The 12,981-nt window shown below is 72.7% G+C and carries 14 protein-coding genes; 7 read left to right on the forward strand and 7 right to left on the reverse strand.

Features of this window, described 5'->3' with window-relative positions:
- Positions 1–16 precede the first annotated feature (16 nt).
- Complete coding sequence (locus tag AB0C15_RS15850) at positions 17–808, reverse strand: enoyl-CoA hydratase-related protein (RefSeq protein ID WP_357352413.1); 792 nt, start codon at positions 806–808, stop codon at positions 17–19.
- 4 nt (positions 809–812) lie between these two features.
- The gene (locus AB0C15_RS15855) at positions 813–1,631 is read right to left on the reverse strand and encodes a PaaX family transcriptional regulator C-terminal domain-containing protein (protein WP_357352415.1); all 819 of its coding nucleotides are present in this window, start codon (positions 1,629–1,631) and stop codon (positions 813–815) included.
- 190 nt (positions 1,632–1,821) lie between these two features.
- Here AB0C15_RS15855 and AB0C15_RS15860 point away from each other — a divergent pair, with 190 nt between their 5' ends.
- Positions 1,822–1,989: a DUF3117 domain-containing protein gene (locus tag AB0C15_RS15860; RefSeq protein WP_007455245.1), complete on the forward strand. Its 168-nt coding sequence runs from the start codon at positions 1,822–1,824 to the stop codon at positions 1,987–1,989.
- Between the two features lie 147 nt (positions 1,990–2,136).
- Positions 2,137–3,612: a leucyl aminopeptidase family protein gene (locus tag AB0C15_RS15865; protein WP_357352417.1), complete on the forward strand. Its 1,476-nt coding sequence runs from the start codon at positions 2,137–2,139 to the stop codon at positions 3,610–3,612.
- A gap of 54 nt (positions 3,613–3,666) precedes the next feature.
- Here AB0C15_RS15865 and AB0C15_RS15870 read toward each other — a convergent pair whose 3' ends face one another.
- Positions 3,667–4,275: an O-methyltransferase gene (locus AB0C15_RS15870; protein WP_357352558.1), complete on the reverse strand. Its 609-nt coding sequence runs from the start codon at positions 4,273–4,275 to the stop codon at positions 3,667–3,669.
- A 256-nt stretch (positions 4,276–4,531) separates the two neighbouring features.
- Between AB0C15_RS15870 and AB0C15_RS15875 the strand changes: the two genes are divergently transcribed.
- Both AB0C15_RS15875 and AB0C15_RS15880 read left to right on the forward strand, forming a co-directional pair.
- A complete protein-coding gene (locus AB0C15_RS15875; RefSeq protein ID WP_357352560.1) occupies positions 4,532–5,872 on the forward strand; it encodes a trypsin-like peptidase domain-containing protein in 1,341 nt (446 codons plus the stop codon).
- Between the two features lie 76 nt (positions 5,873–5,948).
- Positions 5,949–6,371, forward strand: a complete 423-nt coding sequence (locus AB0C15_RS15880) for a preprotein translocase subunit TatB (protein WP_357352419.1) — start codon at positions 5,949–5,951, stop codon at positions 6,369–6,371.
- 152 nt (positions 6,372–6,523) lie between these two features.
- Here the strand turns inward: AB0C15_RS15880 and AB0C15_RS15885 are convergent, their stop codons facing one another.
- The 3 genes from AB0C15_RS15885 to AB0C15_RS15895 all read right to left on the reverse strand — a co-directional run bounded on the left by AB0C15_RS15885 (position 6,524) and on the right by AB0C15_RS15895 (position 9,678).
- Positions 6,524–7,672, reverse strand: a complete 1,149-nt coding sequence (locus tag AB0C15_RS15885; RefSeq protein WP_357352420.1) for an Mrp/NBP35 family ATP-binding protein — start codon at positions 7,670–7,672, stop codon at positions 6,524–6,526.
- Between the two features lie 76 nt (positions 7,673–7,748).
- Complete coding sequence (locus tag AB0C15_RS15890) at positions 7,749–8,399, reverse strand: DUF1003 domain-containing protein (RefSeq protein WP_357352422.1); 651 nt, start codon at positions 8,397–8,399, stop codon at positions 7,749–7,751.
- Positions 8,392–9,678: a CBS domain-containing protein gene (locus tag AB0C15_RS15895; RefSeq protein WP_357352424.1), complete on the reverse strand. Its 1,287-nt coding sequence runs from the start codon at positions 9,676–9,678 to the stop codon at positions 8,392–8,394. The genes AB0C15_RS15890 and AB0C15_RS15895 overlap by 8 nt, the downstream gene beginning before the upstream one ends.
- Positions 9,679–9,711: 33 nt before the next feature.
- Here AB0C15_RS15895 and AB0C15_RS15900 point away from each other — a divergent pair, with 33 nt between their 5' ends.
- Positions 9,712–10,581, forward strand: coding sequence for a PhzF family phenazine biosynthesis protein (locus AB0C15_RS15900; RefSeq protein WP_357352426.1), 870 nt, complete (start codon positions 9,712–9,714; stop codon positions 10,579–10,581).
- Between the two features lie 12 nt (positions 10,582–10,593).
- Positions 10,594–11,124 carry a hypothetical protein gene (locus AB0C15_RS15905; RefSeq protein ID WP_357352428.1) on the forward strand — a complete coding sequence of 177 codons (531 nt, stop codon included), beginning with the start codon at positions 10,594–10,596 and terminating at the stop codon, positions 11,122–11,124.
- An 8-nt stretch (positions 11,125–11,132) separates the two neighbouring features.
- Here the strand turns inward: AB0C15_RS15905 and AB0C15_RS15910 are convergent, their stop codons facing one another.
- On the reverse strand, positions 11,133–11,852 hold the full coding sequence (locus AB0C15_RS15910) for an HAD family hydrolase (protein ID WP_357352430.1): 720 nt from the start codon (positions 11,850–11,852) through the stop codon (positions 11,133–11,135).
- Positions 11,853–11,958: 106 nt separating this feature from the next.
- Between AB0C15_RS15910 and AB0C15_RS15915 the strand changes: the two genes are divergently transcribed.
- Positions 11,959–12,918 carry a DMT family transporter gene (locus AB0C15_RS15915; protein WP_357352432.1) on the forward strand — a complete coding sequence of 320 codons (960 nt, stop codon included), beginning with the start codon at positions 11,959–11,961 and terminating at the stop codon, positions 12,916–12,918.
- Positions 12,919–12,981 lie beyond the last annotated feature (63 nt).

Raw genomic sequence — 12,981 nt, forward strand, 5'->3', positions numbered from 1 at the left:
GGTGTCCGGATCGCGTTCAGCGTCCCTCGAAGACCGGTTTCTGCTTGGCGACGAAGGCGAGGGTGGCCGATCGGTGGTCGGCGGTGGCACCGCAGATGGACTGGGCCTGCGCCTCGGCGGAGAGGGCGTCGGCGAGGGTGCCGGCGTCGGCGATGGAGAGCTGCCGCTTGATCGCCCCGTACGCGACGGTCGGGCCGGCGGCGAGCCGGGCGGCCAACTCCTGGGCGACCGGCAACACCTGTTCGTCGTCGTCCGTCAACCGGTTGAGCAGGCCCAGCCGGCAGGCCTCCTCGGCGCGGACCGGCTCGGCAAGCATCAGCAGCTCCACCGCCTTGGCGTGGCCGACCAGTCGGGGCAGCGTCCAGGAGGCGCCGGTGTCGGCGGCCAGACCGACCTTGGCGAAGGCCATCAGGAAACTCGTGCTCGGACCACCGATGCGGATGTCGGCCAGGAAGGCCAGCGACGCGCCCGCCCCGGCGGCCATCCCACGGACCGCGGCGATCACCGGCTTGGGCAGGTTGGCCAGCCGGGCGGCGATCGGGTTGTAGTGCGCCCGTACGGTGCCCAGCGGGTCACTTGCGGAATTCTCCAGGGTGGCCACGTGCTCGCGCAGGTCCTGCCCGGCGCTGAACGACCCACCGGCCCCGGCCAGGACGACCGCGCGGCAGGACCTGTCGCTCTCCAGCTTGGCCAGGGCGTCCCGCAGCGCCTCCTTGAGCGCCACGTCGAACGCGTTCATGGCGTTCGGCCGGTTCAGCGTGAGGGTGACGACGGCATCGGTCCGGTCGACAAGCAGCGGCTCGGTCACGTGTCTAACGACCCTTCTGTCGGACGATGCGGTTGCCGGCGTCGAGGCACTGCTCGACGTACCGGTCGGCGGCCGGACGCAGGCGGGCCGCGTGCCGGTCGAAGAAGCTTGCCGCCGCCGTGCCGGGCCACCGCTCGGGCAGCAGCGCCGGGGGCAGTTGCGGATCTTGGAAGAGGAACGTACGCCACGCGTGCACGAGCCGGAACCGCGTCGCGTACGCCTCCTCGTCGCTGCTGCGGACGGTGACCGCGGCGAGCAGCGGGCGTTGGTCGGCGACGAACCGCTCGTAGGCGCGGCCGATCTCGGCCAGGTCCCAGGCGCGTCGGACCACGCCCATCGCGCCGGGGGTGCCAGAGAAGTGTGCGGCGGTGAACCGTTCGAACCGGATGCCGGTCTCGGCGAGGAGGAGGTCGACGTCCTCGGCGGGGCGGGTGGCGACCCAGGTCTGCTCGTCGAGCGTCCCGTAACCGAGGAAGCTCAGGTTGGCGGCGAGCCGCTGGCGGTCCCGCCGGGAGCCCGGGGCCTCCAACACCAGCAGATCGAACCGGCCGTCCCAGGTGACCCGCCCGGTCCGGTAGATCCGGGCTGCTGCCTCGTCGAGTCGCCGGGCGGCTTTCGGTGTGATCGAATATCCCGGCCCGGAGGCCAACCGGAGGGGTTCGAGCCAGCCCTGACGCACCATCCGGGACACGGCGGTGCGAACTGCTGGCGGTGCGATTCCCAGCGGCGCCAGTAGCTTGACCAGGGCAGCAACCGGTGCCCGGCCACCCCTCGGCCGGAGGTGGTCGCCGTACAGGTCGAAGAGTGCCGACCGTGCCTGCATGACCGCACATTGTGACAGGCCTTCTCAAGATAAGCTAGATGCTGTTACATCAATGCTGCTCCGGTTTGGGTCCGGCGGTGTTCATCAGGGAAAATCGTTTGTTGACACCCCCGTGACCGTTGCGGGTGGTCGTGACGAAGTGGCTGTGGGGCAACCCACCGACCCTGGTGTAGGTCTGAGGGGAGACAACATGGCGGCGATGAAGCCGCGGACGGGCGACGGTCCGCTGGAAGTCACCAAGGAGGGGCGGGGCATCGTCATGCGGGTCCCGCTGGAGGGCGGTGGCCGGCTCGTCGTCGAGATGACTCCCGACGAGGCCAACGCGCTCGGTGACGCACTGAAGGCAGCGGCCGGCTGAGTAAGGAGTGCTCCGGGCGGCTCACACCGCCCGGAACGTTCTTCGGACCCTGGGCCACCGGATTCGCCGGTGGCTCAGGGTCTTCAACGCTGCGGGCAGGCAGGTTCGCTGCCGATCCGCGACACTTCCCTGGAGGTTCGGTTCCGCGTGCTCGCCATCCGTCTGATCGCCGAGCCCGACCGGCTCGACGTCCTCGTCCTGCCCGTCCGCCCCGCCGATTCGACGGCGGACGGTGACACCTCGGCCCAGCCCGTGTCGACCGCCGTGGTGGCCCCGGACGGCACGGCCGACGAGGCCGACGCGCTGGTGTCAGCGGCCCGACTGACCGGCCGCACCGGCGAGATCCACACCCAGCTGCGCCCCGGGCGTACCCCCGGCCGGCTGCTGCTGCTCGGCATCGGTGCCGGCGACGAGGCGGCCTGGCGGACCGCCGGCGCGGCCCTGGCCCGCTCCGCAGCGGCTGAGACGCATATCACCCTCGCGCTACCGGCTGAGGTGACCCCGGCCGCAGTTCGCGGGTTGACCGAGGGGCTGCTGCTCGCCCCGTACCGGTTCCGACTCACCGAGGCGGGTGACCAACCGGCGCTCACCGGCGTCGACCTGCTGCTCGCCGACCCGACCGCGTACGAGGACACCCTCGAAACGGCCCGGACCACGGCGGCGATGACCCACCTCGCCCGGGATCTGACCAACACTCCCTCCTCGGTGAAGACCCCGCAGTGGTTCGCCGACCAGGTGGCCTCCGCCGCCTCCGATCTTCCGGACCTGCGGCTGCGGGTCCGCGGCCCGGACGAGCTGACCGCCGAGGGCTTCGGCGGGATCCTCGCCGTGGGCGGTGGCTCCGCCAGCGGCCCCCGACTCGTCGAACTGGACTGGCACCCCGCCAACGCGCGCACCCACGTGGTGCTTGTCGGCAAGGGCATCACCTTCGACACCGGCGGCATCTCGATCAAGCCGGTGGCGTCGATGAAGCTGATGCGCAAGGACATGGCCGGCGCGGCCGCCGTCGTCGCCGCCACGGTGGGCGCCGCCGCACTGCGGCTGCCGGTCCGGATCACCACGCTGGCCCCCCTCGCCGAGAACATGGTCAGCGGCGCGGCCTTCCGCCCCGGCGACGTCATCCGGCACTACGGCGGTACGACGAGCGAGACGACCAACTCCGACGCCGAGGGCCGACTGGTCCTCGCCGACGCGCTCGCGTACGCGGTCCAGCAGCTCGAGCCGGACCTGCTGCTCGACGTGGCCACGCTCACCGGCGCGAACTCGGTGGCGCTGGGCAAGCGCACCGCCGCCCTGTACAGCGACAACGACGAACTCGCCGCGAGCGTGCTGGCCGCGGCCGAGGCGGCCGGCGAGTCGGCGTGGCGGATGCCGCTGCACACCGACTACGTCGAGTACCTCGGCAGCGAGATCGCCGACCTCTACAGCGCACCGACGCAGGGCGCCGGCTCGGTGCTGGCCGCGCTCTACCTGCGCGAGTTCACCGGCGAACTACGGGACCGCTGGCTGCACCTGGACATGTCGGCCCCGTCCTGGGCCGATGGCGACCAGGCCGAGGTCAGTCGCGGCGCCACCGGCTGGGGCGTCCGGTCGTTGCTCCGCTGGCTCGCCGAGGTCAACTAGGCAGCGGGTCGGCGCCCCGGCCCGCCCGGGGCGCTGACCCGTCCGGCGCCCGGATCAGCACTTCACCGCGGCGAGCAGCCCGTGCCCGACCGGAAGCAGCGCGGGGGTCCAGTGCTCCGACTCCCGGACCGCCTTGATCGTCTCGCGAACCGTCACCGTCTCCGCGTCCCGGGCGGCCGGGTCGCCGATCCGGCCACTGGCCAGCACGCCGTTGAGCGCCAGCACGCCGCCCGGTCGCAACAGCCGCAGCGCCGCCTCGACACAGGCGTGGAAGCCGGTCGCCTCCGCATCCACGAAGACCAGGTCGTACGCACCGTCGGCGAGCCGGGGCAGCACGTCGAGCGCCCGACCGGTGATGATCCGGGTGCGGCCGGCCGCGAAGCCCGCCTCGGTGAAGATCCGACGGGCGATCCGCTGGTGCTCCACCTCCACGTCGATCGTCGTGAGCACACCGTCGGCGCGCATGCCGCGCAGCAACCAGACGCCACTCACCCCGGTGCCGGTGCCGATCTCCACCACCGCACGGGCATTGCCGGCGGCGGCGAGCAGCCGCAACGCCGCCCCCGCGCCGGGGGTGACCGCGTCGAGGCCCACCTCCCGGGCCAGACTGCGGGCGGTACGCAGCACGAGATCCTCGGTGACGTAGGACTCGGCGAACTGCAGAGCCTGCGTCGAACTGCCGGAACCGGCGACCGTGGCGATGGGGCACCTCCGGGGGCGGTGCGTGGTGCGGGGGCGGGTTGGCACTGTGAGCGTAGAGGCGACCGTCGTGGGGCGCAGCCGCGCCTCCGCCGGAAGCGATCACCGGGGCAACCGCTGACTGCACCGCGTACTTCCGTGCAATCCTGGAGGCGGTATCCCGTCAGGCGCGACCGGACCGGCCCATGGCCGGGCGACGCGGTGCGGGATCCAGGACGGACTGGGAGGCACCAACGTGACCGACGGCTGGGACTGGCGCCGGGGCGGTGAGACTCCGGCGCGACCGCCCGGGGCAGGAGCCCCGTCGGTGGGGCCGCCGAGCTGGCCGGCACCAGCTTCGGGCGGGCCCCCCTCGGCCGACGCGTCGCCCTGGTGGTCGGACGCGCTCGCCGACCCGTGGCGCGACCCGGCGGCACCGACCGCTGTGGTGATGCCCGGGATGGTGGCCCCCGGTGCCGAACCCGAGCCGGTCACCGACCCCGACGCACCGGGCCGGCCGACACTGCGGCAGTTGTTGCTCATCCCCGTGCTCACCGCCCTCCTGGCCGGCACGCTCGGCGGTGCGCTTGGCTACGCGTTCGCGGTCCGCGGCGGTGCCGGGGCGACGGTCCTCGGTGGTGCGCCAGCGGAGGTGCCGGCGTTGGCGCAACGCAAACCGGAGTCACTGGCCGGGGTCGCCGACCGTGTCCTGCCCAGCGTGGTCACCGTCCGGGTGAGCAGCCTCGGCGGCACCAGCGAGGGCTCCGGGTTCATCGCCACCGCCGACGGCCACGTGATCACCAACGACCATGTGGTGGCCGGCGGCACCGGCAAGGCCTCGGTGGTCTTCAACGACGGCAGCACCGCCCCGGCCACGATCGTCGGCCAGGACGCCGAGTCGGACATCGCGGTGATCAAGGTCAGTCGTCCCGGGCTGCGACCGGTGGAGTTCGGGGACTCCGACGCGCTTGCGGTCGGCGACCCGGTGCTCGCCATCGGCTCGCCGTTGTCGCTGGCAAACACCGTCACCGCAGGCATCGTGAGTGCCCTGGACCGGACGATGCAGGCCGGTGAGCCGGGCGGCCCGGTGCGCTACTACGCGGCCATCCAGACCGACGCCGCGGTCAACCACGGCAACTCGGGTGGCCCGCTCGTCGACGGCGCCGGCCGGGTGGTCGGGGTGAACTCCACGATCAAGTCACTTGTCGCCGAGGGGCAGGAGGCGGGCAACATCGGGCTCGCCTTCGCCATCCCGATCAACCAGGCCAAGCGGGTGACCCAGGACATCATCGGCACCGGCAAGGCCCGGCGTACGGTGATCGGGGCCCGGGTCGACGGCCCGACCGGGGTCGTCGGGGGTGGCCTGCGGCTGGCCGAGGTGGCCCCGTCCGGCCCCGCTGAGATAGCCGGGTTGAAGGTCGGTGACGTGATCCTCAAGATCAACGGGCGGCCGATGACCGAGCCGACGGACCTCACCGCGTTGGTCCGCAAGTACGCGCCGGGCTCGGTCGTGACAGTCGAGTATCGGCGGGGCACCACCCGGCAGAACACCTCGGTAACACTGGCTGCGGACGCGAAGTGAACAGCGGCGCACCCCTTGCCGGAAAGCCCTCCGGCGTGCGTAGTCTTGCTGCTGACGCCGAGAGGAGGCCTGCGGGATGCTCGACAACCTGAACTGGTGGGAGATCGGTGCGCTGCTGCTCCTGGCGCTGCTGATCTTCGGCGACCGGCTCCCCGCCGTGATCACTGACGGCCTGCGGTTGGTGCGCAACCTGCGCAACATGGCCCGCAACGCCACCGGCGACCTGAGCCGCGAACTCGGCACCGACATCCAACTGGAAGACCTGCACCCGAAGGCGTTCATCCGCAAGCACCTCCTCAGCGAGGAGGACGAGGCGGCGATCCGCAAGCCGCTACAGGGCGTCTACGACAACCTGCGCGCGGACGTCAGCGGCGTACACAACGACCTCAAGGACGTGGCCAGCGCCGCCGACCTCCGGTCGAACGAGGCCCGTTCCGGCACGGCCACGAGCAGCCCCACCGCGCCGGCCCCCCGCGCCAGCTACGACGACGCCACCTGACCGGTCCGGTCACCCGATCGACTCGGTTTCCAGGAAACCGCCCGGTCGAAGGGCGTAGGACCCCGCGACTTCCTGGAAACCGAGTCGATCATGCGGGACCGCACGCTGCGCAGCACCGCGCGACGCGCAGCGTGCGCGCGCCGGGCGTGGGGTCAGCGGCCGGCGGGCTTGAGGCCGAGCGGCCTGCCGAGCAGCGACTCACGGCGTACGGCGAGCCGGTCGGCGACCGTGCCGAGTGCCTGCGCTGCCGGGGACTCCGGCGCGGCGAGCACGACCGGGGTGCCGGCGTCGCCGGCCTCGCGGACCCGGGTGTCCAGTGGGATCTGGCCGAGCAGCGGCACCTGCGCGCCGATGGTCCGGCTCAGCGACTCGGCCACCGCCGTACCACCGCCGGCGCCGAAGATCTCCATCCGGGAGCCGTCCGGCAGCTCGAGCCAGGACATGTTCTCGATGACGCCGACCACCCGTTGGTGGGTCTGCAGGGCGATCGCGCCGGCCCGCTCGGCCACCTCGGCGGCTGCGGTCTGCGGGGTGGTGACGATCAGGATCTCCGAGTTGGGCAGCAGCTGGGCCAGCGAGATGGCCACGTCGCCGGTGCCCGGCGGCAGGTCGAGCAGGAGCACGTCCAGGTCGCCCCAGTAGACGTCGGCCAGGAACTGCTGCAGTGCACGGTGCAGCATCGGGCCACGCCACACCACGGCGGCGTTGCCGGACGTGAACATGCCGATGGAGATCACCTTCACGCCGTGCGACTGCGGCGGCATGATCATGTCTTCGACCCGGGTGGGTCGGCCGTCCGCACCGAGCATCCGGGGCACCGAGTGGCCGTAGATGTCCGCGTCGACCACGCCGACGGAGAGCCCACGGGCGGCGAGCGCCGCAGCCAGGTTGACAGTCACGCTGGACTTGCCGACGCCACCCTTGCCGCTTGCCACCGCGTAGACCCGGGTGCGCGAGCCGGGCTGGGCGAACGGGATGACCGGCTCCTCGGTGGCGCCGCCACCGCGTAGCTGCGACTGCAACGACTGCCGCTGCTCGGGGGTCATCACCCCGAAGTCGATCTCCACGCCGGTGACGCCGGGCACCGCGGCGACGGCGGCGGTGATGTCGTTACGCAGCTTGTCCTTGAGCGGGCAGCCGGCGACGGTGAGCAGCAGCTCGACGCGTACGACGCCGCTGGCACCGATCGTGGCGGAGCGGACCATGCCCAGCTCGGTGATGGGCCGGCGGATCTCCGGGTCGTTGACGGTGGCCAGGGCGGCCTGGATCGCGTCCTCGACGGTGCTCACGGGTGCTGACATGCCCGCAATGCTACGTCGCGGGGCATCCTCCGCCGCCGCTGCCCGGGGCGGTGTGAGCCAATCGATGGCCCGGTGGTCAGCCCTCTGAACGGCGCGGGCCGGTGCCGTCCGGCCGGGGGTCCCGGGTGAAGTCGCCGTCCACGTCGTCGCGGGGTTCGTCCAGGCCGGCACCGTCGGTCGACCGCTGCCCACGGCGCTGCTGGCGGCTGTCCTTCTCCTGCTGGCGGCGCTCCAGTCGCTGCCGTCGTTGGCCCGCCTCGTCCAGCTCCTCGGCCAGTCGGGCCAGCTCGGAGCGGAGGAAGTCGCGGGTGGCGACCTCGCCGAGCGCGATCCGCAGCGCGGCGATCTCCCGGGCCAGGTACTCGGTGTCCGCCTTCTGCGCGGTGGCTCGCCGCCGGTCCTCCTCCGCCGCCAACCGGTCCCGGTCGGCCTGCCGGTTCTGCGCCAGCAGGATCAGCGGGGCGGCGTAGCTGGCCTGCAACGACAGCACCAGGGTCAGGAACGTGAAGGTGTACGGGTCGAAGCGCAGGTCCGTCGGGGCCAACGTGTTCCAGACGAACCAGATCGTGATCACCACCGTCATGACGACGATGAAGTTCGCGGTGCCCATGCCCCGGGCGATGCCCTCGGACCACCGACCGAACGCCTCCGCGTCGAACCGGGGGAGCTTGACCCCCCGGGGCTCGCGTGGCTGGTCGAGACGCTCCGACCGCCGCTGGTCAGCCATCGGTGGCGTCCAGCGCGGAGTCGGAGGCGCCCGGGGCGACCAGGGCGTCGCGGTCCCGCCAGTCCCGGGGGAGCGAGTGGTCCAGCACGTCGTCCACGGTGACCGCACCCACCAGCCGGTTGTTCCGGTCGATCACCGGCATGGCGACCAGGTCGTAGGTGGCCATCCGCCGGGTGATCTCCGGCAGCGGCGTGGTGGGGCGCAGCGGGTCGATGTCGTTGACCACCACCTTGCCGAGCAGGTCGGCGGGAGGTTCGCGCAGCAGCGCCTGGAAGTGCACCATGCCCAGGTAGCGACCGGTCGGCGTGTTCTGCGGTGCCCGGGTCACGAAGACCTGCGCGGCGACGGCGGGGGAGAGCTGCGGCTCCCGGATCCGGGCCAGCGCCTCGGCGACCGTGGCGTCCGGCGGCAGGATGACCGGCTCCGAGGTCATCACACTCCCGGCCGTGCCCGGGGTGTACTTCAGCAGCTGACGCACCGGGTCGGCCTCATCCGGTTCCATCAGGTCCAGCAGGACGTCCTGCTCGGGTGGGGGTAGCTCGTTGAGCAGGTCCGCGGCGTCGTCCGGGTCCATCTCCTCCAGGACGTCGGCGGCGCGCTCCCGGTCGAGGGCGGCCAGGATCTCCACCTGGTCGTGCTCCGGCAGCTCGCTGAGCACGTCGGCCAGTCGCTCGTCGTCGAGCGCGGCCGCGACCTCGTTACGCCGGGCGTCGGGCAGGTCCTGCAACGCGTTGGCCAGGTCGGCGGGGCGCATGTCCTCCAGGACGGCGAGCAGGTTGGCCGTACCCCGGTTGTCGGCGATGCCGCTGAGCCCGCGCACCCGGTCCCACTCGACCTGGTGCAGGTGGCCGCGGCGGCTGAGCCGACCTGTGTGTTCGCGTACGGCGACCCGGGTCAGCGACCACTCGCCGCCCCTGGAGCACTCCATCGCGACGTCGACGACCGCGCCGGGCTGGCCGCCCGGGTCGAGTTGCACCCGTCGGTCGAGCAGCTCCTGGAGCACCAGCAGTTCGTTCGGGCGCTTCTCGAACCGGCGCAGGTTGAGGGTGCCGGAACCGAGCACGACGGCGTCCGCGTCGATGGAGGTGATCCGGTTGATGGACAGGAAGATCCGACGGCGCATCGGCATCTCGGCGACGAGGCCCACCACCTCCGGCGGACGCTTGGTCGCCCGGAGCCGTGCCACGGCGTCACGAACCCGGCCCACCTGATCGCCGTTCGGGTCGAAGACGGCGACTCCGGCGAGGCGGGCGATGTAGACCCGGGTCGGCGTACTCACGGGCACCAGCCTAAGCGCCTAGTGTTTATCAACATGTCGACCTTGGCCTACGAGATCGTGGACGTCTTCACCGACCGCCCGTTCGCCGGCAACCCGCTGGCGGTGGTGTTCGGTGCGGAGGCACTGGCCACCGAGCAGATGCAGGCGCTCGCGCTGGAGTTCAACCTCTCCGAGACGGTGTTCGTGCTGCCGCCGACCCAGGTCGGCGTCACCTACCGGGCGAGGATCTTCACCCCGGTGGAGGAGTTGCCGTTCGCCGGGCATCCGAGTGTCGGCGCGGCGGTCACCGCGTGCCGGCGGGGCATGTTCGGTGTGGGTCAGATCACCCAGGAGTGCCGGGCAGGTGTGCTGCCGATCGAGGTGACCGAGTCCGGGGCGCTGTTGACCGGCGGCGCACCGACGCTCGGGCCGGAGCTGGACCCGGAGCCGTTGCTGGAGATCGCCGGGCTGGTCGCCGACGACCACGTCGGGCCCGCGCCCCGCGTCGCCGGCTGCGGGCTGGAGTTTCCGTTCCTGCCGGTGCGGCCGGAATCGGTGGCCCGCGCGCAGGTGAATGCCGCGGCGGCGCAGCGGTACGGGGTGTCGCACGTCAGCGTCTTCTCCTGGGACGCCGCGGCGCAAACCGCGCACGCCCGGGTCTTCGTGCCGGGGATGGGCGTCCCGGAGGACCCGGCCACCGGCTCGGCGGCGCTCGGGCTCGGTGTCTGGTTGGTGGCGAGCGGCCTGTTGCCCGGAACGGGGCGGTCGGAGTACGCGGTCCGGCAGGGCGTGGAGATGAACCGGCCGTCCGCACTGGCCTGCACGGTCACCGCGGCGAACGGTGTGGCGGTCGGCGCGACGGTCGCCGGTCAGGTGGTGCCGGTGGCCCGCGGTGAGATCGCCGTGCCGCCGTTCGTGGGCTGAACGGAGGCGCCGATGCGGGAGGATGTTGGTGTGACGGACGAGGACGCCCCCGAGAGCACCCCACTTGTCGACGAGGCGATGAAGAAGGCGGCGGTGGCCTGGGTCAGCGTTGCCGGCGGCCCGGCCCTCGCGCTCTGGTGCGCCCCGCTGGAGGGTGCGCTGCTCGTGGTCAGCGGGCCGGGCGAGCAGACCGCGCCCGGTCTGGCCGACGCGACCGAGGCCCGGGTCACCCTGCGCGGTGACCACGGCGGCCGGATCGTCACCTGGTCGGCCCGGGTGAGCCGGTTGCAGCCCGGCACCGAGGCGTGGGACGTCACCGCGCCGCTGGTGGCGGCGAAGCGCCTCAACGCGCCCGGTCCGACCGCCGACCTGGTGGCCCGGTGGGCCGCGGACGGCTGCGCGGTGAACCGGCTCGCTCCCGCCGGCACGCCGCTGTTCGGAACGGACCTGCCGGCCGACGCGCAGGCCGAGCCACCTCGGGAGACTCCGGCGGTCCGGGCTACCCGCAAGCCCTTCCGCCTGCACCGGGTGCGCCGCCGCTGAGCGCGTGATCAGCCCGTTCGACTGCCGACGCCGGTGACCGCCGCGTCGCTGTCGACGAGGGCGAGCACCTCGGCCAGGGTGCCGAGTGTCGGGCCACGCCAGTCCCGGTCGGCGTTGAACACCATGTGCGTGGCCAGGTCCGGCGCGGCGAGCCGGACGGCGGTCATGCCGGCCCGCTCGGCGCCGGTCAACTCCTGGCTGCCGCCGTCGCCGACGTAGAGGCAGTCGCCGGGCGCGAGCCCGAGCCGCTGGCAGGCCGTCAGGTAGAGCGTCGGGTCCGGTTTGCAGCGCCCGACCTGCACCGAGAAGACCCGCACGTCGAGCAGGGGGGCGACGGCGAGCTGTGGCAGGAAGGCCGGCAGTTCGTGCGTACAGTCGCTGATCAGGCCGGTGCGCAGGCCGCGCTGGCGCAGGGCCGCCAGCACCGGCACCGCGTCGGCCCGCAGCCAGGTGTCGGCGCGCACCGCCCGGTGCCGGGACGCCACCGCCGCCCGCAGCGCATGGTCACTGGGGTGTACGCCGACCTGGCCGCACACCCAGCGCAGGGTCGCCTCGGCGTCGCCGAGCCGGCCGCTGGCCCGCTCGTAGTAGGTGCGGTCCAGCACGTCGGTCAGGGTGTCGGTGGGGCATCCGAGCAGCTCGGCGGTGCCGACGTGCGCGACGCCGCGCTGCACCGAACGGGTCAGGGTGCCGAAGAAGTCGAACAGCACCGCCTGGTAGCTGGGCATGGGGGAACGCCTCCGGGCGGTCGAGGTTCGCCGGCGCGGAACCGCGTGATCGTAACGGAGTGATGACCCTCCGTGCTGACCGTCATACGTGTGAGGATTACGTCCCGTGCCCCCACCTTCACCTCGGCCGACCCTGGATCCGTTGACCACCGGCGCGGTCGGGCTGGCCGTGGTCGCCGTGTCGTCGTCCGCGCCGCTGATCGCGTACGCCGCCGCCCCAGCCCTGGCCATCGCGTTCTGGCGCAACCTGCTCGCGGTGGCCGTGCTGAGCCCGTTCGCGCTGGCTCGACGTCGCGCCGAACTCCGCAGGCTGTTCGTCGGCACCGGTCGGCGGGAGGGGCTGTTCTGCGTCCTGTCCGGGGTCGCCCTGGCCGGGCACTTCGCGACCTGGGTGCCGAGCGCCCAGCTCACCTCGGTCGCCGCGTCCACCGCCCTGGTCGCCACCCAGCCGGTCTGGCAGGGTCTGATCGCCCGCGCCCAGGGGCGTCCACTGCCGAGGGCGGTGTGGGTCGGCATCGCGGTGGCGGTCGTCGGCGCGGCGGTCGCCACCGGAGTTGACGTGGGGGTCTCCGGCCGGGCCGTCCTCGGTGACGTGCTGGCGCTGACCGGTGCGATGTTCGCCGCCGTCTACACCGCCTTCGGCGAACGGGCCCGGACCAGCATCAGCACCACCACGTACACCACCATCTGCTACGGGATCTGCGCGCTCATCCTGCTGGCCCTGAGCCTGGTCGGCGGCGTCCGGCTGACCGGGTTCGACGGGCGTACCTGGCTGGCCATCCTGGCCCTGGTGGTCGGCGCCCAACTGCTCGGGCACTCGATGTTCAACTACGCCCTGCGGAAGATCCCGGCGACCACGGTGAGCGTGCTGATCCTGCTGGAGGCGCCCGGCGCGGCCCTGCTCGGGTGGGCCTGGCTGGGCCAGGTCCCCCGCCCCTACGCGTTGCTCGGGATGGTGTTGCTGCTGGTCGGGGTGGCGGTGGTGGTGCTCGGCGGGGCCCGCGCCGGCCGCCGTGCAGCCGCACCCACCGCCCTGCCCGCCGACCCGACCCCGCTCGACGACTGAGCGCACGGCGCGAGGAAACTGGGCGGTGCTTCCCTCCGTGGCGGGCCCGCCCGGCGTCTGTCC

Source organism: Micromonospora sp. NPDC048835 (assembly GCF_040649995.1).
Lineage (GTDB): Bacteria > Actinomycetota > Actinomycetes > Mycobacteriales > Micromonosporaceae > Micromonospora.